Consider the following 25603-nt stretch of genomic DNA (forward strand, 5'->3'; position numbering starts at 1 on the left):
AACAACCTACAATGAATCTAAAGCTATTTCTACCTGATATTGCATTATTTTGTTTCCAAAATGTAAAGTTTAATAAAACAAACAGTTCTACAAGAGGCAGTTCTTTATAGTAGAAATGCTTTGCCGGTAATTTTATATAAGTATAGTTTTATCATAGCATGATTTTATCCAGTTATATGATATAAATCATACTGGATCTACATCTATAATAAACCTGACAGATTTAAATGCTTTGGCAGCGGCAAGTTCTTCTAATACTAGTTTGAGGTGTTCTTTAAAAATAGGAGGCGCCTGACCATTTTTATCCAGCTTTATAAGAAGCTCAAAAATATATTGGTTTTTAATCTTACCTATTAATCCTTTTTCTGGACCTAAAATAATTTTTTTAACTGGAATGGCCTGCAATAAGTTTTTCAAATGAAGAGCTGCCGTTTCAGCTGTTTTAAATTCCTTGTGCTTGGATGTTATTTTTATATTTTTAACTAAGGGTGGGTAGAAAAATTGTTGTCTTTCCCCCATTTCCTGCAGGTAAAAATTCCTGTAGTCACCTGACAGAATTGACTGATAAATAGGGTGATCTGGTTTTCTGCTTTGAATGATGACATTCCCGGTTTTTTGTCTTCTTCCAGCTCTTCCCGCTACTTGAGTGATCTGCTGAAAGGCACGCTCTCCTGATCTAAAATCAGGAAAGTAAAGCAGCCTGTCAGCATCTACGATCCCTACCACTGTTACATTTCCAAAATCCAGTCCTTTTGTGATCATCTGTGTGCCTACCAATATGTCCACATTGCCTGCACTGAAGTTTTCGAGAAGGTTTTGATACCCATATTTACTTCTGGTAGTATCCAGATCCATTCTGGCTATACGGGCTTCAGGAAACAGCATAGCTAAATTTTCTTCTATTTTTTCTGTTCCTTGGCCTACTGTAACTAGATTATTACTGCCGCAGGCAGGACAGGAGGTAGGTACTTTCTGTTTGAACCCGCAGTAGTGGCAGCGCATTTCTTCACCAAATTGATGGTAGGTAAGGCTTACGTCACAGTGGTCACATTCAAGTACCCAAGAACAGTCTTCACAGTTTATATAGGGAGCATATCCTCTTCTGTTTTGAAAGATCAATACCTGCTCCTGATTATTTAAAGCTTCCTGTATTTTCTCCCTAAGCAGCCGTGTGGTGTCTAATTTTAGTAAGTTTTTCTTCTTGTCCGCTAGGATATCTGCCATATGGAAATGAGGTAGCTGTGCTTCGCCATATCTCAGATTCAATTCTACCAGCCCATATTTTTTTTGTCTGGCATTATAATATGATTCAAAGGATGGAGTGGCACTGCCCAAAAGTACCTTGGATTGGTGCAGATAAGCCAGCATGATAGCAGTATCCCTGGCATGGTACCTGGGGGCTGGGTCATGCTGTTTATAGCTCGTTTCATGCTCTTCATCAATGATGATCAGTCCCAGACTGTCAAATGGTAGAAATACGGCTGATCTTACACCTACTACAAACTGAAATCTTCCCTGGATCACTCCCTGCCAAACTTCTACTCGCTCATTGTCCGAATATTTAGAATGAAATACGCCCATTTTATTTCCAAATACTTTTGTGAGGCGGTTTACCATTTGGGTAGTAAGTGCTATTTCCGGCAATAAAAGCAATACTTGTGAGCCACTATCCATGACCTCTTGAACCAGCTTAATATAAAGCGATGTTTTGCCACTACCTGTTATTCCATGTAGAAGAACAGTTTGTTTCTCTTTGTAGGCTTCTTTAATTTGATTCAAAGCTTCTTCCTGAACAGGCGATAATGATAAGGTATCAGGGTTTGTAGGCAAGTTTTCAAACCTGCTTATAATTTTGGTAAATTCTTCAAAGATTCCATTTTTTATAAGAGTTCTTAATGAATTGACAGAAATACCGCTTTCTGTCAATAATTTTTTATCTAATCCTTCATGGTTTATTTTCTCATCTTTATATACCGGAACTTGCTGTAGGTATTTTAATATTATTTCCTCTTGTTTTGGCTTAGATTCTAATTTTGCAAATAAAGCCTCCAATGCAGATTTATCTGACACAAACAGGGCAGACAGTCTTATCCTGTTCTCAATTTTAGGAGTAAATTTTTCTTTTAGCTGCTCATAAACCAAAACCATTTCTTTTGCTACCAAGCTTTTGATGATGTGGTGGGCAGATTTTAGTTCTAGTATTTTGCCACATGCTTCAAAAGTTAACTCTCCCTCGGTTTCTAAGTGGTCAAGTATGATTTTTTCACGTTCATCTATAGGATAGTCACTTCCTGAATCCTGGAAAGTAGGATTTAGTTGTAGCCGGCTTTCACTGTTTAGTTTCATGCCACTGGGCAGTGCGGCATTCATCACCTCTCCTATATGACAGCAATAGTAATCCGCTATCCAATGCCAAAACTTGATCTGAAGTGGATTTACCATAGGTTGGTTATCCAATAGTTCTAATAGTGGTTTTGCATCGTATTCTTTGGGAGGTTTTTGATGGATTTTACCCACTATGCCTGTGAGTATTTTTCTTGTTCCGAACTGGACGATCACCCTAAATCCTATTCCAATTATAGGTTCCATTTCCCGTGGCACCATATAGGTAAACATCCAGGGAATAGGAACAGGTAAAATCACATCCGCAAAAATCGGGATGCTGGTTTTGTCGTCAATAGGGTTTCCAAATAAGTCTTCCAATTTAATAGAGCTCTTTTATAGTAGGTTATGCAATCTTAGAAAAAATGTAAAGGTTGGTTTACTTTTCACTATATGAAATAGCTGATTCGTATAAAATCTATTTGATGTAAAGATACTTTAGCAAATTGCTTTGATAAAGTATGGTTAAGCTTCTCTGATTTGCTTTTTTATCTTTGCTAGTTCAGCATCAAAATTCAAATAGTCCGGCATTTCTTTTATATTGATTAATAATTTGTTCAAAAACTTTTGATGTGCAGCAGATTTAGAATTAAATGGTTTGTGTTCAATAGACTTACGTAATTTAAGGATTTTTTCATCAAGCTCCTTGTATTTATCTGATATATATGTATCTGCAAATCTTGCATATATATAATTTTCCGCCTGTTCAGTTGGATGGATTAAGTCCTCTTTGTAAAACCTGTAATCCCTTAGGTCATCCATCATGAGTTCATAACTTGGGAAATAATGAACGTTTTCGCTTTGCTCTACCAATAGGGCTGCCAATACCCTCAAGAGGCTTTTGCTTAGATGATTATCAGGTATTCCGTCTTTAGTATGTCTTACCGGGCTTACTGTGAAGATGATATTGATTTCTGGATTTATATCTATCAGGTGATGATATAAGCTTTCAAATGATAACTTCATTTCTTCCAAGCTCAATAGCCGTTTAGTGAAAAGTGCTGCAGGTTGCTTATGACAGTTGGCAACTAGCTGCTCTGTGTAATTGTGCTGGTAAGCGTAAGCTGTACCTAGGGTGATAAAGAGGTGTGAAATTTTCTTAAGATAGCTGTTTGTAGACAGATGAATATTTTCTAAATCAGATATTAACTCCCCTTGGGTAGCCGCTGATAAGCTAGAATGGTAATTGTAGTGCAGGTATCTGTCTTGATAAAATATGCTACGGTCTATATTGGGAGATGTTCTCCGGATAGTATCTTCAAGGAGAGTAAACAGCGATACAGGATTAAAGATGGTCCCAAACGGGTTGATCAGTACATCATACTTCCTATCTTCCAGCCGCTTTCCCAGCATAGTGGCAAAACAGGATCCCATTGCCATTATTTTTGAATGGTGACTGATCTGATTAAGTGATGGGGGTATATTAAATGTAGTCCTTAAATTCATTCCGTGAAATTAGATATCTAAAGATACGTAATGGAACAGATTTTTAGCAAAATATGAATAGATGAATTCAGGCATGGGGACAATCTTCGACAATGAGAAACTCCGATGCTTATGGGGCTGTAAGATTAAATTTGGCCAAAAAACTATTTATAGATGATCATTAGGTCAAGAACATAAAAAAAGCCAAGAACTATGTTCTCGGCTTTTTGATATTTTTTAAAGTTGCTGATTACTCAGCCACAACTTCAAATTTTACATTGGTTTTTACTTCTCTGTGAAGATCTACCTCAGCTTCATATTCACCTGCTCCGGTAACTGAAGTATTGATAGATATTTTTTTTCTGTCAATATCGATTCCTTTAGCAGCAAGTGCATCTGAAATTTGAAGTGTGGTAACTTTACCGAAGATTTTACCTGATTCACCGATTTTAGCTTTTACTTCTAAGGTTACTTTTTCAAGTTGTGCAGCTAGATTTTCAGCTTCAGTTTTAATTTTTTCAGCTTTATGAGAAGCCTGCTTGATATTTTCCTCAAGGATTCTTTTATTGGAATTGGTGGCCAGTAGCGCAAAACCTTGTGGAATTAGGTAGTTCCTACCATATCCAGGCTTTACAGATACCAGGTCGTTCTTATAACCAAGTCCTTTTATATCTGTTTTTAAGATAACTTCCATTGTTGTAAATTTTTAAATGTTGAATAGAACAGAACTGATTACTTCAATCCGTCAGTTACATATGGCAATAGAGCCAAATGTCTAGCCTTTTTAATAGCAACAGCTACTTTTCTCTGGAATTTTGCCGAGTTACCGGTTAGTCTTCTAGGAAGAATTTTACCTTGCTCATTTACAAACTTCAATAAGAAGTTAGGATCTTTGTAATCTATATACTTGATACCTAGTTTTTTAAACCGGCAGTATTTTTTTCTATTCTCTACTCTGTTGATTGGTTCGTTCTTAAGTGTCATTTCGCAGCTTCCTCCTTAACTTCAGATTTTTTGTTAAATTCACCTTTTCTTCTTCTTTCAGCGTACACTTTTGCGTGCTTGTCTAAAACGGTGGTCAAGAAACGCAATACTTTCTCGTCTCTTCTGAACTCAAGCTCAAATCGCTTGATCAAAGTCGTAGGAGCATTGTATTCTACCATGATGTAAAAGCCGGTGCTTTTTTTCTGAATTGGGTAAGACATTCTCTTAAGACCCCAATTTTCAACATTTACTATTTCTGCCCCCTCTTCTTTTAACAAGTTCACGAACTTGTCTACGGTATCCTTCATCTGAACATCAGACAAAACGGGAGTTAATATGAATACCGTTTCATAACTTTTTTGGAACATTTGTTTATTCGTTTAATTAATATTTTTTAAACAGACCGCAAAATTAGAGCTTTATTTGGCTTTATCAAAACTTTGATAGATAAATATGTCAATCCGTGAAGTTATATTAATATAAGGGCAGTGGCCGAATTTATCTTGCGAATATATTCATATGATTTTATGGAAACAAAAGCTCCTATCGACTATAATGCCTTACTTCACTTCAAATTCCTTGTTTCCTATCTGAAAGCCATCAGCAAAAATACGCACTTTATATAATCCTGAAGTATAGTCAGTACCTTTTTCATAAAAATAGGTGAGCTGCTGACGGGTATTATTAAATAATATGTCTTGTTTGGCTGTATAAAATTCCTCTTTACCATTCAGATCAAAAGTACCTGATCCCCTTGCTATATCAAAGATTACCTGATTATTAGGAGCGATCACCTGTACAAATATATCTTTGGTCCCAGCTGGAGCCAAACTGTTTTCGGAAAGGTTAAAGGATATCTTAAGTTTATCCAGTTGCCTGTTTCGGAAATTATCTTCTCTTTCTCTTCCTCTCGAATTGATAGCTGCCACTTTTATATTTTCTGCTTTAAGTCTTTCAGCTACTGTTACTTTTTCAGTCAATTCTTGCTGTTTGATGTTAAGTTTTGCTACTTCTTCTTCTATTTGTGCCTTGGTGGTTTTAAGTTCCTTATTTTCAGAATAAAGCTGTTGGTTTTGTTCTCTAAGTTTTAGGATGTCTTCGTCCTTTTCTCGGAGCAGGTTGGCATAACCATCTATCTTACGGTTAAGGTTTGCTATTTCGGTGGCGGATCTTTTTCTGTCTGTATTTCGCTCAGTTATTAATTGCTCCCTAAGCTGTACCAGTGAGTCAATGTTTCCACCCAGGTGCTCTATTTCCTCTATCCTTAGGGTAAGCTGATAAGTCACTGAGTCAATTCTCAAATTAAGATCATTGTTTTCTTCTGAAAGGATGATGATCTCTTCTGCTTTTTTTTCTTTATCCTGATGATCGGTGTAAAGTTTTATACCACTTACAATTACCAATATAATCAAGACGATAATAAGTATATTTTTGCCTTTTTCTTTATTATGGCTTTTGTCAGAAAGATTGTCGTTATTCATAGTGAAATATATAACTCTAAAATTAGATAATTATTGATGCGAAATTCATTAAATTCTATTTATTGGACAGAAAGATACCTTCAACACGATACAGGATGGGATGCTGGATCTATCACTTTGCCGATAAAGCAATATCTAGACCAATTAAAGGATAAGTCGGTTAAGATACTGGTCCCTGGAGCGGGTAATGGACATGAGGCCGCATATGCATTTCATAATGGATTTGAAAATGTTCATATTTTGGATTTTTCACCTGTTCCATTAGATAATTTTATCAAGGAATATCCCAATTTTCCAAAAGAACAGATTCATCTAGAAGATTTTTTTCTTCATCATTTAAAATACGATCTAGTATTGGAACAAACTTTTTTTTGCTCATTAAATCCTTCTATGCGCAAAAATTACGTAAAAAAAATGAAAGATATTTTATTCCCTAAAGGGAAATTAGTGGGTTTGCTTTTTGATACATATTTTAATAAACAGGGTCCACCATTTGGAGGTACTAAAGACGAATACCATTCATTATTTAAAAGCGACTTTACTATAGGAATTATGGACCCCTGTTTCAATTCCATTCCACCTAGACAGGGTAGGGAATTATTCATCAAATTGATCAATAATCCATGATATAATGCGCTCTACTTATATTGGGCTTAAAGAATAAAACCCCGCATTCATAGAAATCAAAGCTTAACGTGATAAGCGGATGGGCCATTATTTCTTTCCAAGCTTTGGTCATCTCGGGAGACCAATATATGTCTCCTATGATAATGATACTGTCAGCACCCATTCTGGGGATCAACATGTGGAAATAAGCCATAGTAGCATCATAAGTATGGTTGGCATCTATTAAGATGAAATCGATATGTGGTAATTCTTTAATCAGTTGAGGGAGCAAAATATCTATATCCCCCAATCGGGAGGATACATTTTTCAGCTGTTTGAGATGTCCAGATGAAATATCATATAGGGTAGGATCTCCCTCGATCGTAATTAACCTGCCGGTAGTATAGGCTGAAAGGTATGCTGCATTAAGACCAACTCCAGTGCCCAGTTCTACACAGTAAATAGATGGGGTGATGCTAAGGAAATATTGGTAAAGCAGGTTAAACTTTTTCGGGGAATTGCTATACTTAGCCACCTTTTTTAAGGTTCTGTTGGATTTAGTAGAGGTTTTTTTGCTGCCAGCCCCCAGATCGTGCATAGGTAGGATGCGGTTATCCATTAAAAATTTTTTTCTAATGGTTTCTATCTCGGGATTTTTTTTGTGTTTTTTATGTGCCAGTAATCCGTCATAGATTTTATAGGCTAGAGGAGATTGTATGGAATGGCGGTCTTCTTTTAAAAAAAAATATTTGATGTACTGTATTAAATCGTGCAATTCTATGCTAATTAATTATTGAAAATGGCGGCTATTAATTGAAATTCAGGTATTTGAACTTCAATCCTTTTTCCATCTATGAGTCTTTCCATAAAGTAACTTCCCCGCATCTTGCCGAGCCCTGATTTTAGGTTGCAGCCCGAAACATAAGAGTGTGTCTGACCTGGCTCGAGAATAGGCTGGTTGCCCACCACTCCATCACCTTCGACTGTTTTTAATAATTCTCCTGCATCAAATATTTCCCATTTACGGCTGAGCAGCTGAATGGTGGATTTGCTGTCATTTTCTATCAATACCTTATAAGTGAAAACATAATGGTGCTGATGCGGGCTGGAGAAATCCTGCTGGTAATTTGCATTGATACTTACTTTTATCCCTTCTGTGATTGCGGTAGCCATTTTTTTGTTTCTAGGTATAAATTATACGAAATTCAGGCATTCTTATTTTAATCCCAATATAGTAAAAGAAAAATGGATTTATTATTAAATGAAAAGTGGAAAACAACCTTAAGCGAAGAATTCCAAAAACCATATTTTATTTCATTAATGGCATTCATCGAGGATGAATACAAAAATAAAACCATTTATCCGTTAAAGGAAAATATATTTGAAGCCTTTAATAAATCTCCTTTGGAACATACTAAAGTAGTGATACTGGGCCAGGACCCTTACCATGGCCCTGGCCAGGCACATGGCCTAAGTTTCTCAGTACCTGAGGGAGTGAAATTGCCTCCTTCTCTCCGAAATATATTTAAAGAAATACAAAGAGATTTTGGCCAACCTATGGCTGAATCAGGGAACCTGGTAAAGTGGGCTGAGCAGGGGGTGTTGTTATTGAACGCTACCCTGACGGTAAGGAAAGGTGAAGCGGGTTCTCATCAGAACAAAGGGTGGGAAGTTTTTACAGATGAGGTGATAAAAGCCATCAGTTATCATAGAGAAGGGGTGGTATTTATGCTGTGGGGATCATATGCACAGAAAAAAACAAAACTTATAAACCCAAATAAACACCTTATTTTAAAAGGACCTCATCCAAGCCCACTTTCAGCCTATAGGGGTTTTATAGGTTCCGGCCATTTTTCCAGTGCAAATGAATATCTGGTCCACCTTGGTAACGCACCTATAAAATGGTAACCAAAAAGCCCGGCTATCGGCCGGGCTTTTTGGTTAATTTATTGGATTGAAAAATCTTCTCCACCTGATTTTATTAAACATATTCCTATGTTTGTCCAGAGATAGCCAGAGGAACCAAGCTTTTCCCACGATATGGTCTTCAGGTACAAAACCCCAATATCGGGAGTCAAGGGAGTCATGTCTATTGTCTCCCATCATGAAGAAATAGTCCTGATTAAAAGTATATGATTCTATCAGCCTTCCTTCTATGTATATTTGATTGGCTTCTATTTTAATATCTTTATGTCCTTCGAATCTTTCTATTGTAAATGCATATTTTCTAACATTGTCTTCATCTGTAAGATCTATGGTCCATCCCTTGCCAGGTATTTCCAAAGGACCAAAATTGTCCCTGTTCCAACTATAATAGGCACCGTCAGGCATAATATCAGGTTCACCCATCCCTTCTTTATAGGACCGCAGGTTTACTCCTGTGATTCCGTTTACGCCTGAGAGCTGAGTAGCTGTGGCTGGTGTAGTTGAAATCATGTATCCTGAACCGTCTGAAAATGGATATACACTCTCAGGGTTGATGTCATATTGCTGAAAAAATTCCATGCTTAATCTACGTGCAGTCATTAATTCATAGGCAAACTGCATATTGGCAGGGTTTTCAGCCGGTGCTCCGTTGATATAGATCTGGGTGTTTCTGATTTCGAGTACATCACCGGGTATGGCCACCGCTCTTTTGATATAATTGGTCTTCAGGTCCGATGGATGTTCAAACTCTACAGGATAATTAAACACAACGACGTCATTTCTTTTCACTGAGGTAAATCCTGGTAATCTAAAGTAAGGCAACTTTACTGCCTCAGAGTAGGAAGGGATATTGGTTCCCCAAATAGTTTGATGCGTCAAGGGCATCTGTATGATGGTACGTGGGGTCCTAGTACCATAGTGCATTTTGCTCACAAAAAGAAAATCCCCTACCAATAGGGATTTTTCCATCGATGCAGTAGGTATGGTAAATGGCTCTAAAAACAACCATCGGATTAAACTAGCGGCAATTACGGCAAAAACCAATGCATCTACCCATTCACGGGTAGGTGATTTTTTCTTTTTTTCTCTCGACATTTTCACTTTCATAATTTAAAAAGATAAAAAATCATTCATGGTTAATAAACCTTTCCGGTCTTTGATCCATTCGGCTACCAAAACTGCACCAAGTGCGAATCCTTTTCGGTTATGAGCAGTATGTTTGATCTCAATATCATCTATATCAGACTGGTAAGTAACGGTGTGGGTACCGGGTACTTCGTTTATTCGCTTTGAACTGATGAGAATATTGTGTTCATTATCGATCGGGTCAGTGTCCAGATTCCAACGCTTGGCCCTGCTGACTTTATTGATGATGTCCTCAGCCAGCGTAATGGCTGTTCCGCTGGGAGCATCTTTCTTTTCGGTGTGGTGAACTTCTTCCATACTTACCTTATAGCTGGGCTGTTCATCCATGAGTTTGGCTAGATATCGGTTGATTTTAAAGAATATATTTACCCCGATACTAAAGTTGGAGGCATAGAAGAATGTCCCACCTTTAGATAAGGCAAGTCGTTCAATATCCGGTTTTTTATCCAGCCATCCGGTGGTACCACTTACCACTGGTATGCCTTGCTCTAGGGCCCATGTTATGTTAGAAATGGCCGCTTCCGGCTGACTGAACTCTATGGCTACATCTATGGTGGTGCCATCCAAAGCATCCAAATCACTGATGTTTTCTTCTGTAATCTTTCCTATGATAGTATGGCCTCGTTCTTCTGCTATTGCAGAGATGATTTTACCCATTTTACCATATCCCAAAATCAATATGTTCACTTTTTTAAAACTTTAATTTTACTGATAAACCTATTAAACTTGACCCTGCGTACATATTTTCATATGAAGGTCTGATATCCAGACTCAGATCATCACTGATATCAAATCCTGACAGATGTGCATCGACGAGCGAATCTACGATATTGATAGCATAAATTATCCCAAATACCATATAATTTAAATCCCTGTTCCTCCTCCAATAATTCACATTTCTTATAATACCATCTTCATTCAGGTTTGGAAATGGATTTTGACGGGGGTCATCAGGGTTACGGGCTATCTGTAAAGCATCCCTGAAAAGCAGATATCTCCGGCTGTTAAAATCCAGAAAATATACATTGGTGATAATACCACCATAGATAATGGGGACTTTCCACATCTTGTTATTATACACTTGACCTGCTCCAGGTAATATAGCAGATAGTAATGCTGCCCTGGTAGGGTCTTTAGCTGCAGATGGATCCAGTTTTATCCTATTAGCATCCGGAGATTCCAATGTTACACCTCTGGCAGTAGTATCAGTGGTTACCTGCCCATATCCATCCGCTGATATTATAAATATTAAAACAAAAACAGCAATAGCTTTTGAAAAAACTATTGCCTGTAAGGTTTTACCGCTTAAGTATATACCTAAGTTCTTTATCACTTTATATAATTTCAAGAATTTCTAAAATCCTGTTAAGGTCATCGGCAGACCTGAATGGGATCTTAATTTCGCCTTTATCCTTATGATCAGCCTTCAGCATTACCTTTGAGCCAAAATGGGAGGCTAGTTTCTGTTGTAGTTTACCGATTTCATATTTTTTCAGGGGATCTAAGCTACTCTGGGAAGCTTGAGGTTTTTCCTCAGGTTCATTGTTTAGTTCCTTTACCAGCGCTTCTACCTTACGTACACTTAGTTCTTCTTCTACCGTTTTCTTAAAAATGGCCAACTGTTTATCCACGTCTTCTACATTGATGAGGGCACGTGCATGTCCCATGGATATCTTTTGGTCTCGGATGCCAGCCTGTATATCGGGCGGCAGCTTGAGTAGGCGTAGGTAGTTATTTACCGTGGTCCTGTTTTTGCCTACACGGTCTCCGAGCTGCTCCTGCTTAAGATCACATTCGGTCAGTAATCTCTGATAGGACTGGGCTATCTCCAGTGCATTCAGATTTTCCCTTTGAATATTTTCTATCAGCGCCATTTCCAGCATTTGCTGATCATTCGCCGTTCTGATATAGGCGGGGATTTTAGTAAATCCAGCCATTTTGGATGCCTGAAATCTCCTTTCTCCAGATATGAGCTGATATTCACTGTCCCCCAATCTCCTGACGGTAATGGGCTGTATGATCCCTTGCACCTTTATGGATTCAGAGAGTTCTTCCAATGCCTCCTTATCAAAATGAATCCTTGGCTGAAAAGGATTTACCTGTATATCCTCCAACAGTATTTCATTAATACTGGCAGATGGGGGAGGGGTTAGTGCTTCTGTAGTTCTGACTTTTTTTGGACTGTCTTCTAATAATGCACCCAATCCTCTGCCTAATGCACTCTTCTTTTTTATAGGGTTATTATTAGCCATATACTATCCGTTTACTTTTACTACGTTATTTTTCTCCGCTATTTCGCTTGCTAGATTCAGATAAGCTATAGCACCTTTTCCTTCTGCATCAAATGCTACCACCGGTATGCCAAAACTAGGTGATTCACTCAGTCTTACATTCCTTGGTATAATGGTCTGAAACACCATGTCTTTGAAATGCATGCGTACTTCCTCTACTACCTGATTGGATAGCCTTAGTCGTACATCATACATTGTCAATAAGATTCCCTCAATTCCCAGGTCCGGATTGAGACGAGTCTGAATGATTTTAATAGTATTAAGCAATTTACCCAGTCCCTCCAATGCAAAATATTCGCACTGCACGGGTATAATGACTGAGTCTGCTGCTGTAAGGGCGTTGATAGTAATAAGTCCTAAAGAAGGGGAGCAGTCTATGATAATAAAGTCATAAAGATTTTTGATAGATGCTATTACTTCCTTCATTTTTTCTTCTCTGTTTTCCAGATTGATCATCTCCACCTCAGCCCCCACCAAATCTATATGGGAAGGTACCATGTCCAGATAATCTGTACTGGTGGGCATGATGATAGAATGGATATCAATCCCATCCACCATACATTCGTATATGCTGGTCTCTATTTCTTTTGGATCCTGACCAAGCCCGGAAGTGGTATTGGCCTGAGGGTCGGCGTCTATTACTAGCGTTTTATATTCCAATACTGCCAGACTGGCCGCTAGGTTCATGGCTGTAGTAGTCTTACCTACCCCACCTTTTTGGTTGGCAATTGCAATAACTTTTCCCATTATTTGCGATCAAAGGGTAATTTTTTCCCCAATATTAAGCATTATCAATTCTTTTCCTGCTTCGAGTGCTGCTTTTTTTGCTTCACTTGCCTCTATCTTTATATAAGGAAAGGTGTCGTAATGCATTCCTATAAATTTATCGGTTCCCACAAAATCAGCAGCTTTGATAGCATCATGAATATCCATGGTGAAATTATCTCCTATAGGAAGAAAAGCAAAATCAATAGTAAATGCTTCACCTATTAACTTCATGTCATAAGTTAAAGCGGTATCTCCGGCATTATAAAATGTTTTATCATCTGTCTGGACCACAAATCCGCCGGGATTTCCCCCGGCAGAACCGTCCGGCATCGTGCTGCTATGGATGGCGTTCACATATTTGACTTTACCAAAATCAAAAACCTTACTCCCCCCATGGTTCATAGGATGTACATTTTCCAATCCCTGTTTCTGAAACCATGATACCACTTCAAAATTCGAAATCACCATAGCTCCCGTTCTCTTGGCTATGCTCACCACATCGGCCACGTGGTCTTCATGACCGTGTGTCACCAGTATATAATCCGCCTCTATGGTGCTAATATCAATACTTTTTGCCTGATCATTGGGAGAAATGAATGGGTCAAATAAAATATTTATACCTGAGATATTGACCAAAAAGCTGGAATGTCCAAAGAATGTTACCTCCATCGTTATTTGTATTTTAGGTTGTGGATACTTACAAAGATATAAGTTTAATCCTTACTAGAAACAGTTTGTTATCCACACCGCTATGTGGATATGATTTCAGGCTGGAATTTAAGAGTTTAACGGTATATTTTACATAATATTTCCCGTTAATTATCTGAAACAAAAAAAGAGTAGTGCTTGAAAACCACTACTCTTTTCTATGTACTACAAAAGGTTTATTTCTTTTTCTTCGGAGTGTTTTTTTGAGCTTCAGCACTTTTCATAGCATCTTCCAATTTTTGCTGAAACTTTGATTTTTTCTTATTGGCATTTTTCTTTTTGCTTTCTTCTACTTTGGCTCTGATCTTAGAGTCATCTACAAAAGCCTTGATCAAGGCCTGCTGGCCAAATGTCACCATATTTGACACAAAGTAATAAAAACTTAATGCAGCAGGGTAGGAGTTCAGCACAAACATAAATCCTATCGGCATGATATAGCCCAGGTTTTTCATTGGTCCCTGTGCAGCGGTAAGCTGGTTATTAAACCTTGTATACACAATCTGTGAAACGGTCATCAGCAAAGTGAACAAGGACACGTGGCTCCCATAGAAAGGGATAGTAAATGGCAGGTTGATCACCGAATCATAGGTAGAGAGATCATGTGCCCATAAAAACGATTCCTGTCTTAATTCTATAGAGTTTGGGAAGAAGAAGAACATGGCAAACAAGAACGGCATCTGCAACAACATAGGAAGACAACCACTGATGGGACTAACCCCCAACTGGCCGAATAGCTTCATCTGCTCCTGCTGCTGCTTGGTAGGATCATCCTTATATTTCTCTTTCAGCTCATCTATTTCTGGTTTGATGACCCTCATTTTAGCCATACCCACATATGACTTGTACGTCAGCGGAAACAGGAATAGTTTGATGATCAATACGATCAAAATGATGATCACACCATAGTTAGTGAAAAACCTTTCCAGAAAATGGAAAAGATTCACGATAATGTATTTGTTTACCCAGCTGACAAACCAGTAACCCATCTCCACGTTTTTATCAAAACCAGGGGTAACTTTCCTTAAAAGGTTATAATTATTGGGACCAAAGAAATAGGAGATATCTGTACCTGCCTGGTCTAAATTAAGGATCAGGGTGGCAGACATGTTTTTGACAGACATGGTGTCTGTAGGGATTTCCTGCGCCAAGTTGCCACTTTGGAACTGCTGTCCTGCAATGATGGCGGAAGTGAAAAAACGCTGCTTGAAAGCTACCCATTTTAGCGGTTGATTTACCTGCTCAGCATCAGCAGTAGCTGTGGTGCTCAGGTAATCATAGCTTTCATCAGCCGTGAAGAAGTTCATATAGGTCTTCCTCCTGGACTCTTCTATATCTGCTTCCTGTTTGATGAGATTATCTTCCCAGTTGATGGTGATATTTCTATCTGTAAGGAGATCTGAGCCAGCAGATGTACTGATGTTCTGGTTCAGCACATAGCTATCATAAGGCAGAAAGTATGTTCTGGTTAAGGTGCCAGCAGGTGTATTGGCGGTAAACACCACTTCTGTACCCGGTGCTTCTGTATCCCTGACTTCCCTGATAGCGGGTTCAAAGTAGATATTGTTCAAACTTATAGGACCCTGTCTGGTTTGCACCTGATAGTTGATAGATGAACTGGCTTCGTCCATTAGAATCAATGGTTGCTGATCCCATCTTAAATGTCTTTTTAGTTCCACTGATCTGATTTCACCACCTTTATTGGAGAAGGTCACGACCATTTCCTCATTTTGCAGCTGTATAGGTTCTTCTTCTCCTGTAATCAGCCCCGCAAAAGCTCCGAATTGTCGCTGATTTCTGATTTGGGCTAAACTGTCTGCTTCTTGTGGAACTGCCTGTGAGGCTGACTGTTGTTCAGGCCTGTTCGCATCTACGACTTCAGTGTCTGTAGGGGTCTGTACCTCTGGGGTCACTGGCTCTGGTGTACTGGAAAAAAATACCGAATACAATAGAATGACTGCTGCGAATAGGATTAAACCTGTCGCTTGATTTTTGTCCATATTACTCTGATTATTACAAACAGAAGATCTAAAAGAGATCCCTGGTCTGCTTAATTGATTTAAATTTTAACTTTATTTTCTATAGCAGCTTTGATAAACCTCACAAACAGTGGGTGGGGTCCCAAGACCGTACTTTTGTATTCTGGATGGAACTGTGCCGCTACAAACCATGGATGGTCTTTGATTTCGATGATCTCTACCAGTTTGGTTTCGGGGTTGATACCTGAGGCAAACATACCATTTTCTTCATATTGCTTCAAGTAGTGGTTGTTAAATTCATATCTGTGCCTGTGTCTTTCATTGATCTTTGACTTACCGTAAGCTGCACTAGCCCTGGTGCCTTTTTTTATTTCACAGGGATAGGAGCCCAGCCTCATTGTACCTCCCATTTCTACTACATTTTTTTGTTCTTCCATGAGTGCTATGACCGGATGAGGAGTTTGAGGGTCCATTTCTGTACTATTGGCGCCCTTGAGGTGAAGGACGTTTTTGGCAAATTCTATAACGGCGACCTGCATACCTAAACAGATACCCAAAAATGGGATTTGGTTTTCCCGGGCAAATTTAACTGTTTCTATCTTACCATCAAGCCCTCTTTCACCAAATCCTGGTGCCACCAGGATTCCATGAAGCTCCTCCAGCTTTCTGCCTACATTGTCGGGGTTAATTTCTTCAGAGCTGATGAGTTTGAGATTGACTTTACATTCTGTGGCTGCACCGGCATGGACAAAGCTTTCGATGATAGATTTATAAGCATCAGGTAAACTTACATATTTGCCTATCAGACCGATATTGATTTCCTGTGTCGGATTTTTGAGCTTACCCAAAAACTCCTTCCAGTGTTCTAATTCAGTATTTCCCCTGGCGGTCAGTTTAAGTTTGGTCATCACCCTTTCATCCAGTTTTTCCTTTTTCATCAGTAGGGGTACATCGTAGATGGTATCAGCATCCAGCGCTTCAATCACCGAATTAAGCTGCACGTTACAGAAAAGTGCTACTTTTTTCTTTACGTCCTGAGGAAGATGATGCTCTGACCGGCATACCAGTATATCGGGCTGAATACCTGCTTCTAGTAATTGCTTTACCGAATGTTGGGTAGGTTTGGTTTTTAATTCCTTGGCAGCGGCTAGGTAAGGGATCAAGGTGAGGTGGACTACCAGAAAATTATTTGGCCCCAAATCCCACTTGGCCTGTCTTACTGCTTCTATAAAAGGTAAAGATTCAATATCACCGACGCATCCGCCTATCTCGGTAATTACTACATCATATTTACCATCTTCTCCTAATTTATAGAAATTGTTTTTGATTTCATCTGTGATATGGGGGATCACCTGTACAGTTTTCCCAAGGTATTCACCTTTTCTTTCTTTGGTGATCACATTGTTATAAATCCTGCCCGTGGTTACATTGTTGTTTTGGGAAGTAGGGGTATTCAAAAATCTTTCATAGTGCCCCAAATCCAGATCCGTTTCAGCTCCGTCTTCTGTGACATAGCACTCGCCATGCTCATAGGGATTGAGCGTGCCTGGATCGATGTTTAAGTAAGGATCGAATTTTTGGATGGTAACGTTGAAGCCACGGGACTGGAGGAGTTTGGCCAGAGATGCAGCTATGATACCTTTTCCTAATGAGGAAGTTACCCCTCCGGTAATAAATATGTACTTGGTAGATGAAGCCATAAGAAGCTGAGGAAATTTTGTTTTAATTCTTATGGGATACAAAATTAGGTAAATTTCCGGATTAAATGTCTCAAAAGAGATTTAATATTCGGATAGTAGGGGTGGATAGCCTGCTTCTATTTTTAGTAAATCTCGTAAATTATAAGGTACAGTCAATAATCTGTTTTACTTTTGGACTTTAAACAGAAAATAGCAACAGTGGAAATCAAAACAATTACAAAAATACTGACTGATGAAGGGCGGATTACTTTGAAAGACAAAGACGGCCTTCTTTTCGATCTTATCGTTCCACATAAGTGGAGCAGTGAAAAAGATGATGCAGAAGGCATTTTCCTCCTGTTTGATTTGTTTCAGATAAGAGGTATAGCAGAACAGTTCTCCGAAGTGGCTTTGGATATTGTAGAATTTTCCGAAAAACCCGTTATATTTCATACCCCAGCAGGCAGGGCTCTCCCAGGTGGCCCTATTACGGAAGGGAATGTGAAATTTTTGATGCTTAAGAAAGGGTTTTGGAATACGCTGTTGTTCAATTTTGGAAAGCCTTTGGTGTTTCAGAAATCTAGGCATAACGGTTCCGAATATATATTGCAGGATAATTTTCCTATGGCACACAGAAGCCTCTATTTGGGACCTGATGGAGATGTGAAAATATTGGATTAATGAATTTTAAAGCTAATTTAGATCATTTAGAGATATTTAAAAAAGTAGGTAGCTGTGCTGACCAACTTGGTGTGGATACCTATGTAGTAGGAGGTTATGTAAGGGACCTGATTTTAAAGAGAGAAAGTAAAGACATTGATTTTGTCTGCGTGGGAAGCGGTATAGCCTTGGCCCGCCATGTAGCTCAAAGTTTTGACACCCACGTGCCGGTATCTGTTTTTAAAAATTTTGGTACTGCCATGTTGACCATAGACGGTTTCGAATTGGAATTTGTAGGAGCACGAAAAGAGTCTTACCGGGAGGATTCTCGTAAACCATTGGTGGAAGACGGTACACTCAAAGAAGACCAAGACAGACGTGATTTCACCATCAATGCAATGGCCATTGGCATCAATGTGCATAATTATGGTGAGCTAATTGACCCTTTTGATGGACTGAGAGATATTAAGCGAAAGCTCATTAGAACCCCTAAAGATCCTGACATTACTTTTTCAGATGATCCATTGCGCATGATGAGGGCTGTCAGATTTGCGGCCCAACTTAAATTTGACATAGAGCCTTCCACTTTTGAGGGCCTTATGGGGAATGCCGAAAGGCTCAGAATCATATCAGGGGAGCGGATCATAGATGAACTGAATAAGATCATTCAGTCTCATACACCTTCCTATGGATTCAAATTGCTATTTGTAAGTAAGCTATTGCACCAGTTTTTTCCAGAAATGGTAGATTTGCAGGGCGTAGATTCGGTAGGGGATAAGTCACATAAGGACAATTTCTATCACACCCTTCAGGTCCTTGATAATGTGTCACACATGTCTGATGACCTATGGCTGAGGTGGGCAGCGATCATGCATGATATAGCTAAGCCAGCTACCAAAAGATTCAATGATAAAGTAGGCTGGACATTTCATGGTCATGAAGATAAAGGTGCCAAGATGACCCCCGGGATATTCAGAAGGCTGAAGTTGCCCATGGATGAAAGGTTAAAATATGTCCAGAAATTGGTAAGACTGCACCTTAGGCCTATAGCACTGGTAAATGATAAGGTGACAGATGCTGCCATAAGGCGATTATTGTATGAAGCAGGTGATGATATCGATGATCTGATGAAACTTTGTAGGGCGGACGTGACCTCAAAAAACAATAATAAGGTAAAACGTTTTTTGGCCAATTTTGATAAAGTGGAACAGAAGATACAGGATGTAGAGGAAAAAGACCATGTGAGAAATTTCCAGCCTCCGATATCCGGTGAGGAAATTATGGATATATTCAAATTAAATCCATCAAAAATCGTCGGGGAACTAAAAGAAGAAATAAAAGAAGCTATATTGGAAGGCGAAATACAGAACAATAAAGAGGAAGCTATTGAGTTAATGTATAAATTAGCTTCCAAAAAAGGATTAAAACCATCAGAAAATTAACCCAGTATATTATGAATAAAATTAAAGTTCTAGCCCTGGTGCTGGTTATGGTCAGCACTAATCTCCTGGCACAGGAAGCCACTACACCGGCACCAAAGGATCCGCTGCAGATAAAGAACGAATCGGATCAAAAAATTTATCAGATGGCTTTAAGGTACAATGACACCAACGTGGCCAAAGTAAAATTATACGAGCTTATTGAAAGAAATCCTACCAATCCCAGGTATGCCGAGTTACTGGCCACGCTTTATTTTGAAATGGAGCAATATGCTTCTGCAGCACTTATAGCCATGGATATAGTGGAGAATAACAGTAAAAATACAGCTGCCCTCGAAATAGCAGCATATTCCCTAGAGCAGTTAGGCGCTTTGGACAGGTCATTAAGACATTTCGAATCGCTATATTTATTGTCAGGAGATGTTTACAGCTTGTATAAGTCAGCTTATCTTCAGTATACTTTAAAGAAGTATGAGGAAGCACTGAACTCTGTAAACATGCTGGCAAAAAACAAAAAGGCAGACGAAGAGAAATTAGCTTTCCCTACCAAAAACAATGAACAACAAGAAATCCTTATGAGAGCAGCAGCCCTTAATTTAAAAGGTCTTATTTATAAAGATCAGGGCAGTAATACAGAAGCTAAGAAGGCTTTTGATGAAGCTCTTGCTGTGGAATCTAATTTTGAAGTGGCAAAAGAGAATATAGCTTCCCTACAATAGGTTAAGCTTCATTGATACTTTTAAAAGAGGAATCCTAGGATTCCTCTTTTGTCTTCAAGAAGTTTTTTATAAAGTATAGTCTTTTTGAAAGTCTGTTTTTACAATTGGGTAATTAAAAACTTTTTATTTTCAATTAGAATATTTTTTCCTCAAAAAGATTTTCAATACAATTTGTAACAGCATATAAAGATAAACCAGTATATTGTTTTACATATAATCTGTATGCATTAATATCATCAGATGATTAAAGTATGGACAAGTGCGTCACAAAGCTGACTCCCGGGCCATATTCGGAACAGGCTATCCCTCCTTGAGTACGGGACAAGTTATCAAAACAAAAAAACAATAATATAGCGATGAATAAGAATATTTTTCAACTGCCAAGAAACCTGGTTTTTTTTATCATGTTTGTCATGCTTACTGGTCAAGCTGTAGCCAGACAAGAAAATCCATTTACCGGAGATAATCCATGGCCAGATATCAGAAAGGAAAGAATCACTAAGGTATTGCCAGAGGCTATGAAAACAGCAGGCGTAGATGCTTGGATTGTGGTATGCCGGGAGAATAATAATGATCCCATCGCCCATCATATCGGCGGGGAAAATGCAGGTGGGACCGCAGTGTTTTTATTTTACATTAAAGATGAAAAATTTGGTTCCATAGTTTTTTCCCCTGCAGGGGAGGCTACAGCATTGGCAGACCTCCATATACATGATCAGGTCCTCCCTATACCGAGGGGGCATTCTGCTATAAGTGCTGCTGCTGAATATGCGAAAAGCAGACCGTTTACAAAGATAGCGGTTAATAGTTCATCGGAAAATGAAATGGCAGATGGGTTAAGCTATACTCAAAGAAAAAATATGGAAGAAGCTTTTGGTTCTGAAGCTGCAAAATTTGTCTCTTCCAATGAACTTCTGTATGAGTGGTTAAGCATTAAATTGCCTTCCGAAGTAGATATAATGAAAAAAGCTGCTCAGCTGACCTCAGACTGGCAGTATGAAGCGTACTCCCAAGTACGGCCTGGGAAAAGTACAGATGCAGATATAGCAAAGTTTTTAAAAAACAAAATAGCCGAATACGGATTTAAGGATGGATGGGCAGCAGATCAGAATCCCAATGTCAACTCAGGTCCCGACCGGGGGCATTCCCATGCTACCGATAAGATCATCATGCCAGGTGATGTCATCCAAATCGATTTTGGGATAAGGGTGTATGATATGTGGGTCACTGACATCCAACGGTTCGCTTACGTACTGAGACCCGGTGAGGTTGTTGCACCAGATTCTGTACAGCAGTATTGGGAAAATAGCAAGCAGGGCTCCAGAATTGCACTGTCGGCCATGAGACCTGGCGTTACTGGATATGATGTAGATAAGGCCCAGCGGGATTTTATGAAAAAGAAAGGGTCTGAGTACGTGATGTGGAGTACCGGGCATCCCGTGGGATATGTGGCACATGATGTGGGACCAAGTCTTGGCGGAGCACAACTGATAGATTCCAAACCAAGAGCAGAATCCTTTAAAAAGTTGAAACCGGGGATGGTTTTTGCCTTTGATGGATTTTTTGCCTGGAAATTGCCTGATGGTAGAGAAAAGACCATGTCTGTGGAGGAAATGGCTGTAGTGACAGCAGATGGTGCATCATACCTTATAGATCCACAGGAGGAATTGATTTTAATAAAGGATGCAATCAAACAATAATTACCAAAATGAATTTTAGTATGGAGCAAATAATATGTCATTACATGGCCATACAAATGATATAGTGTTGCATTCGGATCTGGTTTTTTATATTTTTGCATGATACTTAACGGCGTCTTGAAAATAATAAAAAATACATTCCTCATTTATTGTCTCACCTGCCTGGCACTGGCATCCTATGGACAGCAGACTTTTCAGATTTCAGGCAGGGTGGTTTCCGAGACAGGTGACGGCCTTCCTGCACAGATCATCCTTCATGAACTTCAAAAAGGCACAGTAGCAGACATTGACGGGGCCTTCCTTCTATCTGGCCTTCGGGCAGGGAGTTATCACCTTCATGTTACCATGCTGGGGTATAAGTCGCATGCCCGGACGGTCATATTGAATGAAAACATCGAAAATCTGGAGATTTCCCTGAGAGAAACCTCTTTTGAACTGGAGACCTTGACCATTGAAGCCAATCCGTTCAAAAATGGCCCACTGGAACATAGTCAGACTATAGAAGTGGTAGACAGGGCTTATCTAGAAAGAAACAGTTCCGGTACATTTGCCAATGCCTTAGAGAAATTACCGGGGATCAGTACTATCAATACAGGTGTAGGAATCAGCAAACCTATGATCAGAGGACTAAGCTTTAACCGGATCATGATAAATGATCGGGGTATAAAGCAGGAAGGGCAGCAGTGGGGCGCAGATCACGGACTAGAGATAGATCCTTTTGATGTGGATAGGGTGGAAGTGATAAAAGGGCCTGGGTCTCTGATATACGGATCTGATGGTATGGCGGGAGTGATCAATATAGTACCAGCTGCAATGCCAGCTCCTGGTATCATGAACCTTGACCTGATGTCCACTTATAGGTCCAATAATAATATGTTTGGGCATACAGCTATGCTGGAGGGAAATGAAAATGATATTGTTTACAAAGCCAGGTTTACGGCACAGGATTATGAAGATTACCATATCCCTACTGATCGATTTAACTATGCAGGATATGTACTGCCGGTATACAACTCCCGTTTAAAGAATACAGCTGGACAGGAAAGGCACTTCAGCTTCATGACGGGTATAAGAAAAGAATGGGGGAAAAGTACACTTACGGTAAGCAGGTTCCATCAGTTAGCCGGTATCTTTCCCGGTGCTGTCGGAATTCCCAATTCTTACAGTCTGCAGCACAGAGGTGATCATACTGATATAGACCTTCCCAATCAAAACAATACCCATATCAAGGTAATCAGCAATACCAAATACCTATTGGGCAGAAACTGGGTGGAGGTAGATCTGGGGTATCAAAAGAACATCAGGCAAGAAAATTCCTTCCCACACACACATGGTGTAGGACCCACTCCAGAAGGGACTTTGGCTTTGGGCCTTGACCTGGATACCTATACTGCAAATGTGCGCTATAATGTGACCAAAAATGATATGCATCAGACAATATATGGTTTTAATTTCCAGCATATGGTCAATGAGAAAAGTGGATTTGAGTTTTTACTGCCTGAATTTAATACTACCCAGGGAGGAGCTTTTTACTTCCATGAATATAAACATACTCCTAATTTAATCCTTAATGCAGGTATACGTGTGGATGGTGCGCGCCATGATATTCAGGAGCACCTACAGCCTATTTATAATAGATTGGAACCTACAGGTAATTTTGAGCAAAGGAATCCGGATATTAACAGATCTTTATTGAACTTCAGTGGAGCTGGCGGATTGTCGTGGATTATTAATCAATCAAATAATGTGAAATTCAATTTCGGATCAAGTTTTAGAATTCCTACTGCTATAGAATTGGCCTCTAATGGTGTTCACCATGGTAATTTTAGGCATGAGGTTGGGAATTCTTCACTGGAAAGTGAAAGAAGTTATCAGATAGACTTAAGTTATGCCTTTCGTAACAGGGATTTTAATCTGGTTCTGAGTCCTTTTGCCAGTTATTATGATGGATTTATTTATTTAGCGCCTACCGGAAGATTTTCAACATTACCTGCTGCCAGTATGCTGTGGGAGTATAGGCAGAACAATGCTGTTTTTGCAGGTGGGGAATTAAAAACAGAATATGCCATTACCAAAGGGTTGCTTATAAGTGCTGCTGCAGAGTATGTTTGGAATATAAATCTGGATACCAACCTTCCTCTTCCGCTTACCCCTCCGTTTTCATTGCTCTCCCGAATGGAATATAATAAACAGTTACCCGGAAAGGTGTTGGAGAATTTTTACGTTTTTGTCGAAGTTAGGGCTGTCAGTACCCAAAACAGGGTAGATAGGAATGAAAGGGTAACTGATGGCTATATGCTTTATGAATCGGGTGTAGGTATGGACCTGCGTTTTTATCGACAGCTGATTAGATTGAACGTCACTGGTCAGAATTTAACAGATGAATATTATTTTAACCATCTAAGCCGCTATCGTCTTCTCAATTTGCCGGAGCAGGGTAGAAATATCAATTTCAGCATAAAAGTGCCTATTCAACTCAAATAGTAAGTATAGGTCCAAGATAGGGTAATCGGGGACTTCATTAAGTTAAAATAAGTATGTCTCTGGATTAAATCAATTTTTATCTTGGAAAGATATATTTTTAATCTTATTATTGCAATATAATTGCACATACAATTAAATAACATATTATACTAATGAAAAAATACCTTACACTTTCAGCTTTGGCAGCCATTACATTGTTCAGCTGTAACAATGATGATGACAGTATACGGGACATGGAAGCTCCGGTAATCGCAGCTGCAGAGGGGCGTGATGAAATTCGGCCAAGACATGGGGAAATTATGCGTGCTACTTCAGATCACATGCATGTGCGGTTCAGTGTTAAAGACCCTTCAGGCATACAGGAGGTAAGAATAGACGTCCATTCAGTATCAGATGGGCATACGCATGGTAGGTTATCCAATGATTTTGTGCCACTAACATTATTAAAGATTATCCCTTTAGATGGGGTTACTTTTTATAATCAGGATGATCATGAAACCGATATTTATTGGGTAGGTGAAAATTCTCCTGTCCAGGGTAATATATTAGCAGGACCTTATGATTTTATTATTGATGCTGTTGATATACATAGCAATGTCACCACACATGCGGAGGGAAATAACTATTCGACTACCATTTATATAGAAAGACCTTACGGTCCTGAGATGACAGTGACTAATCTCCAGGGTGATGAACTTGAAGGGACTGCGGGTCAGCCTCTGGTCGTCCAGGGAAGTGTAAATAAAGGGAATGACCCCTTAAGCTCAGATATTAGGTTCTTATGGGTAAGGCTTGCGGAAGAAGAACATGATGGACATGGACATGCACATGGAGAAGATGTATATGAGAGAATGTGGGGAACGTCTCAGTGGAGACAGCACAGTAATGGTAATTTTTACTCAGGATCTCCTATTCCAGCCGGCACTGCTATAGATTTTTCTCAGGCATTTACCGGAGATAATGCTATAGTATTACCCGCAGGTGAAGAACACTACGAGCTGATCATTTGGGCTGAAGATGTGAATGGCAATGTGACCAGAAGAACTTATGAAGTACATGCTCACTAAGATTATTTAAAGGTTACTTTTTTTATTCCTCCTGCTGTTAATCGGCAGGAGGTTTTGTTTTTTATGGAAGCAGGGTTATCCCTATCCAATAATAAAAAGTAAGGCTATATAATCAGAAAAAAACCTCGGGTTTGAACCTAAGGTTTTTTATACTGATCATCT

At 39.1% G+C, this 25603-nt stretch carries 24 protein-coding genes; 8 read left to right on the forward strand and 16 right to left on the reverse strand.

Annotated features, from left to right (window positions below; all coding sequences use genetic code 11):
• Positions 1–186: 186 nt before the first annotated feature.
• From priA to EL17_RS18260, 6 genes are all read right to left on the reverse strand, one after another.
• Complete coding sequence (priA, locus tag EL17_RS18235) at positions 187–2703, reverse strand: replication restart helicase PriA (RefSeq protein WP_035077275.1); 2517 nt, start codon at positions 2701–2703, stop codon at positions 187–189.
• 144 nt (positions 2704–2847) lie between these two features.
• Positions 2848–3828, reverse strand: coding sequence for a GSCFA domain-containing protein (locus EL17_RS18240; protein ID WP_035077277.1), 981 nt, complete (start codon positions 3826–3828; stop codon positions 2848–2850).
• A gap of 229 nt (positions 3829–4057) precedes the next feature.
• Positions 4058–4501, reverse strand: a complete 444-nt coding sequence (gene rplI, locus EL17_RS18245; protein ID WP_035077279.1) for a 50S ribosomal protein L9 — start codon at positions 4499–4501, stop codon at positions 4058–4060.
• Positions 4502–4539: 38 nt separating this feature from the next.
• Complete coding sequence (rpsR, locus tag EL17_RS18250; RefSeq protein WP_035077281.1) at positions 4540–4791, reverse strand: 30S ribosomal protein S18; 252 nt, start codon at positions 4789–4791, stop codon at positions 4540–4542.
• Positions 4788–5159 carry a 30S ribosomal protein S6 gene (gene rpsF, locus EL17_RS18255; RefSeq protein WP_035077283.1) on the reverse strand — a complete coding sequence of 124 codons (372 nt, stop codon included), beginning with the start codon at positions 5157–5159 and terminating at the stop codon, positions 4788–4790. The genes rpsR and rpsF overlap by 4 nt, the downstream gene beginning before the upstream one ends.
• Before the next feature lie 192 nt (positions 5160–5351).
• Positions 5352–6272, reverse strand: a complete 921-nt coding sequence (locus EL17_RS18260) for a hypothetical protein (protein ID WP_035077285.1) — start codon at positions 6270–6272, stop codon at positions 5352–5354.
• A 36-nt stretch (positions 6273–6308) separates the two neighbouring features.
• Here EL17_RS18260 and EL17_RS18265 point away from each other — a divergent pair, with 36 nt between their 5' ends.
• On the forward strand, positions 6309–6899 hold the full coding sequence (locus tag EL17_RS18265) for a class I SAM-dependent methyltransferase (protein WP_035077287.1): 591 nt from the start codon (positions 6309–6311) through the stop codon (positions 6897–6899).
• On the opposite strand, the gene EL17_RS18270 is transcribed toward EL17_RS18265, so the two are convergent.
• Both EL17_RS18270 and apaG read right to left on the reverse strand, forming a co-directional pair.
• The gene (locus EL17_RS18270) at positions 6886–7653 is read right to left on the reverse strand and encodes an O-methyltransferase (RefSeq protein ID WP_051720128.1); all 768 of its coding nucleotides are present in this window, start codon (positions 7651–7653) and stop codon (positions 6886–6888) included. The two genes, EL17_RS18265 and EL17_RS18270, sit on opposite strands and share 14 nt — an antisense overlap.
• 11 nt (positions 7654–7664) lie before the next feature.
• Positions 7665–8051 carry a Co2+/Mg2+ efflux protein ApaG gene (gene apaG / locus EL17_RS18275; RefSeq protein WP_035077291.1) on the reverse strand — a complete coding sequence of 129 codons (387 nt, stop codon included), beginning with the start codon at positions 8049–8051 and terminating at the stop codon, positions 7665–7667.
• Between the two features lie 72 nt (positions 8052–8123).
• Between apaG and ung the strand changes: the two genes are divergently transcribed.
• Positions 8124–8786: a uracil-DNA glycosylase gene (gene ung / locus EL17_RS18280; RefSeq protein WP_035077293.1), complete on the forward strand. Its 663-nt coding sequence runs from the start codon at positions 8124–8126 to the stop codon at positions 8784–8786.
• Between the two features lie 33 nt (positions 8787–8819).
• Here ung and lepB read toward each other — a convergent pair whose 3' ends face one another.
• From lepB to EL17_RS18320, 8 genes are all read right to left on the reverse strand, one after another.
• A complete protein-coding gene (gene lepB / locus EL17_RS18285; RefSeq protein ID WP_035077752.1) occupies positions 8820–9899 on the reverse strand; it encodes a signal peptidase I in 1080 nt (359 codons plus the stop codon).
• 15 nt (positions 9900–9914) lie between these two features.
• The gene (dapB, locus tag EL17_RS18290; protein WP_035077295.1) at positions 9915–10637 is read right to left on the reverse strand and encodes a 4-hydroxy-tetrahydrodipicolinate reductase; all 723 of its coding nucleotides are present in this window, start codon (positions 10635–10637) and stop codon (positions 9915–9917) included.
• A 4-nt stretch (positions 10638–10641) separates the two neighbouring features.
• On the reverse strand, positions 10642–11283 hold the full coding sequence (locus EL17_RS18295) for a DUF5683 domain-containing protein (protein ID WP_316932675.1): 642 nt from the start codon (positions 11281–11283) through the stop codon (positions 10642–10644).
• A 1-nt stretch (position 11284) separates the two neighbouring features.
• Positions 11285–12202, reverse strand: coding sequence for a ParB/RepB/Spo0J family partition protein (locus EL17_RS18300; protein WP_035077297.1), 918 nt, complete (start codon positions 12200–12202; stop codon positions 11285–11287).
• Positions 12203–12205: 3 nt separating this feature from the next.
• Complete coding sequence (locus EL17_RS18305) at positions 12206–12988, reverse strand: ParA family protein (RefSeq protein ID WP_035077299.1); 783 nt, start codon at positions 12986–12988, stop codon at positions 12206–12208.
• Between the two features lie 9 nt (positions 12989–12997).
• A complete protein-coding gene (locus tag EL17_RS18310; RefSeq protein WP_035077301.1) occupies positions 12998–13678 on the reverse strand; it encodes a metal-dependent hydrolase in 681 nt (226 codons plus the stop codon).
• Between the two features lie 215 nt (positions 13679–13893).
• The gene (gene yidC, locus EL17_RS18315; protein ID WP_035077303.1) at positions 13894–15714 is read right to left on the reverse strand and encodes a membrane protein insertase YidC; all 1821 of its coding nucleotides are present in this window, start codon (positions 15712–15714) and stop codon (positions 13894–13896) included.
• 59 nt (positions 15715–15773) lie between these two features.
• The gene (locus EL17_RS18320) at positions 15774–17393 is read right to left on the reverse strand and encodes a CTP synthase (RefSeq protein ID WP_035077758.1); all 1620 of its coding nucleotides are present in this window, start codon (positions 17391–17393) and stop codon (positions 15774–15776) included.
• A 198-nt stretch (positions 17394–17591) separates the two neighbouring features.
• Between EL17_RS18320 and EL17_RS18325 the strand changes: the two genes are divergently transcribed.
• From EL17_RS18325 to EL17_RS18350, 6 genes are all read left to right on the forward strand, one after another.
• Positions 17592–18053: a hypothetical protein gene (locus tag EL17_RS18325; RefSeq protein ID WP_035077761.1), complete on the forward strand. Its 462-nt coding sequence runs from the start codon at positions 17592–17594 to the stop codon at positions 18051–18053.
• A complete protein-coding gene (locus EL17_RS18330) occupies positions 18053–19474 on the forward strand; it encodes a CCA tRNA nucleotidyltransferase (protein ID WP_035077305.1) in 1422 nt (473 codons plus the stop codon). Before EL17_RS18325 ends, EL17_RS18330 begins: the two co-directional genes overlap by 1 nt.
• 11 nt (positions 19475–19485) lie before the next feature.
• A complete protein-coding gene (locus tag EL17_RS18335) occupies positions 19486–20190 on the forward strand; it encodes a tetratricopeptide repeat protein (protein WP_035077307.1) in 705 nt (234 codons plus the stop codon).
• Positions 20191–20546: 356 nt separating this feature from the next.
• Complete coding sequence (locus EL17_RS18340; protein WP_035077309.1) at positions 20547–21890, forward strand: M24 family metallopeptidase; 1344 nt, start codon at positions 20547–20549, stop codon at positions 21888–21890.
• Positions 21891–22007: 117 nt separating this feature from the next.
• On the forward strand, positions 22008–24374 hold the full coding sequence (locus tag EL17_RS18345; RefSeq protein WP_240486018.1) for a TonB-dependent receptor: 2367 nt from the start codon (positions 22008–22010) through the stop codon (positions 24372–24374).
• Between the two features lie 152 nt (positions 24375–24526).
• On the forward strand, positions 24527–25441 hold the full coding sequence (locus EL17_RS18350) for a DUF4625 domain-containing protein (RefSeq protein WP_035077311.1): 915 nt from the start codon (positions 24527–24529) through the stop codon (positions 25439–25441).
• The last annotated feature ends 162 nt before the right edge of the window (positions 25442–25603 follow it).

The sequence above is a fragment of the Anditalea andensis genome (assembly GCF_000714815.1).
Taxonomy (GTDB): domain Bacteria; phylum Bacteroidota; class Bacteroidia; order Cytophagales; family Cyclobacteriaceae; genus Anditalea; species Anditalea andensis.